The organism is Paraplanobispora takensis, from assembly GCF_016863195.1.
Taxonomy (GTDB): Bacteria; Actinomycetota; Actinomycetes; order Streptosporangiales; family Streptosporangiaceae; genus Planobispora; species Planobispora takensis.
The window spans coordinates 1-2,346 of record NZ_BOOK01000115.1; the positions used below are offsets into that span (position 1 = coordinate 1).

Annotated in this window: 3 protein-coding genes; 2 read left to right on the plus strand and 1 reads right to left on the minus strand. The window is 63.4% G+C overall.

Annotation, left to right across the window (positions count from 1 at the left end):
• Positions 1–153: 153 nt before the first annotated feature.
• On the minus strand, positions 154–942 hold the full coding sequence (locus tag Pta02_RS40620) for a GntR family transcriptional regulator (RefSeq protein ID WP_203880387.1): 789 nt from the start codon (positions 940–942) through the stop codon (positions 154–156).
• Between the two features lie 73 nt (positions 943–1,015).
• On the opposite strand from Pta02_RS40620, the gene Pta02_RS40625 reads away from it, so the two are divergent.
• Complete coding sequence (locus tag Pta02_RS40625; RefSeq protein ID WP_203880388.1) at positions 1,016–1,450, plus strand: NUDIX hydrolase; 435 nt, start codon at positions 1,016–1,018, stop codon at positions 1,448–1,450.
• Positions 1,451–1,729: 279 nt separating this feature from the next.
• Entirely contained in the window at positions 1,730–1,996 is a 267-nt protein-coding gene (locus Pta02_RS40630; protein ID WP_203880389.1) for a hypothetical protein, read from the plus strand.
• Positions 1,997–2,346 lie beyond the last annotated feature (350 nt).

Genomic DNA, 2,346 nt, shown 5'->3' on the forward strand with positions numbered 1-2,346 from the left:
GGCCGGGAACACGTCCTCGAAGCGAACCGAAAACCTGTGACCTCCTGAAAGAGCCATGCCCTGGCCTCCCTTCCACGCCCCACTAGGCGTCTACTCGACTAGAGGAGTTATCTCCTAACTTCTTTGTACTCCTCTAGACGAGTTTGTAAACCCCTATCGCGCAGGGAGTTCGTACGACAGCACGTAAGCATCACTCGACATCACCGTGTCGCACACCTCTACCGGTGTGCCGTCCGTGGCATATGCCGTACGGACCAGGTGAAATACCGGAACGCCAGGGGCGAGCTTCAGCGCTCGCACCTCATCCCGCAGAGGCATCCTGGACTTGATCTCTTCCACGAAGCGATCAAGCCGGTAACCCTTCTCCTCAATGCGCGCATAGATCCCGCCCGGTCCGCTGTCGGGCTGCATGATCTGAGTTCCCTTGGCGATCTCCGCAGGAATGTACGAGATCGCCGTCTCAACCGGCTGCCCGTTGATCAAGTAACGGCGGGATCTGGAGACTACACGGGCTTTGGGTCCGAGGTTGAGGAGTTCGGCCACTTGCGCCGAGGGCTTCACTTCTGTGATCTGGATGGAGTCCACAGACGGCTTGCCGCCAGCTCCCTCTGTCTCTGCGATGAACGCCGCCTTGCCCTGCTCGCGATGACGACGGGCGAACCGGTCGGAAGCCAGGCGACGCACCGGAGGATGCGAACGGACGAAGACCCCCCGCCCATGCTCCGCGACGGTCAGGCCCTCGCTCTGCAGGACTTGCAGCGCGTTGCGGATGGTCATCCGCGCGACGCCGTAGTGTTGCATAAGAGTGGCCTCCGAGGGCACCTTGTCACCTTCAGCGAGTTGACCACGCTCGATCGCTTCGCGGATGTGATCGGCGATCTGGCGGAAGACGGCCCGGTCGCTGATCGGGTCCAAATCCGGCAAGGTCAGCGACTCGGCCACTGGCCAACTCCTCAACTCGTACATACGTGTACTACAGTCGAGGTTACCGTCTACAGGTGCGGAGGACACTCCTATGACTCGCCCGAACGGCCACTCTGTCAGCGTCGCGGGTGTGATCATCGATGACCAGGGACGAGCACTCCTCACCCAGCGCCGGGATAACGGCCATTGGGAAGCACCGGGCGGAGTCCTTGAACTGGACGAGGACATCACAACCGGCCTACTGCGCGAGGTCGAAGAAGAGACCGGGCTCCAGGTCGAGCCCGTTGCACTGACAGGCGTCTACAAGAACATGACCCAAGGCATCGTCGCCCTAGTCTTCCGCTGCAAGATCGTAGGCGGGCAACTCACCGAGACCAACGAAACGCGTGCCTTCCGATGGGTCACCACCGATGAGGTCCGCTCCATGGCATCCGAGGCATTCGCCGTCCGCGTACTGGACGCCATGGACGCTAACCACGCGCCAGCCGTACGACAGCACGATGGAGTGCACCTGCTCAGCGCGTAGCTTGCCGAATTGCCATTGTGAGGATCAAGGGCGGCGGCGCGTCGCGCCGCCACCACGGCCCCACGTCGCGGACCCCGGCCGCGCATGCGGCCTGGGGGCCGGTCACGGCCGGGCCGCACTCGGGCCGCCCGCCGCACACCCACCACGCCGCACCCAACCAACCCGCCGCATCCAGGCCCACGCCGCCGCCCATCAGGCTTCTCCGAACATCAGCCCTGACCACTGCGCTTCTCGCACACATCTATCCCTGTCCGGGAGCCTCGCTTACGATCATCGGCTATGACTCCCCTCGGCTTGCTTCTCGTCCTTCTGCCGTTGACGGCCTTTGCCAACGCCGCATACCGCGCACGACGGCATCCCGGAGAATCAGCGGCAATCTTCCGGCGGGCGTTCTTGGCCAGCGGCGTCGTCTTTCTTGGGATAGCCCTACTGATGATGCTCGGCCTCTTTGACACATACCGGCCCGAGGCTGCCGACCTGGTGATCAAGCTGGGTCTCGGCATGATGATCGGCGGTGTAGCCTGCGCGATCGCTGAGCGCAGGTGAAAACCATGCCTCCGGCGGGGGCCTCGGCTCCGGGATGATCGCGATTGCCGAACCGACGACCAATAGGTGGTTGAGGTAGAGCCTGATCGTCCCGCCTGCCGCGTCCCAGGCAGAGCCCAGCAGGCCAAGGGCCAGGGGCCAAGGTCGTTCTTCCAGTGGGGAGCTCCAGCCTTGGCCCCTGGCCCTTGGCCCGCTGCATTGCATGTGGGACGAGGCAGACGGGAAGATCAGTCAGGGGAAGACGTGCGCGTTCGCGCAAGGTAGAACCGATGACACTGACGGCAGCGTTGACGGCAACACCCCCGAACACCACCGCATGATCTCTACCGCCGATCACAGCTCCGACGCAT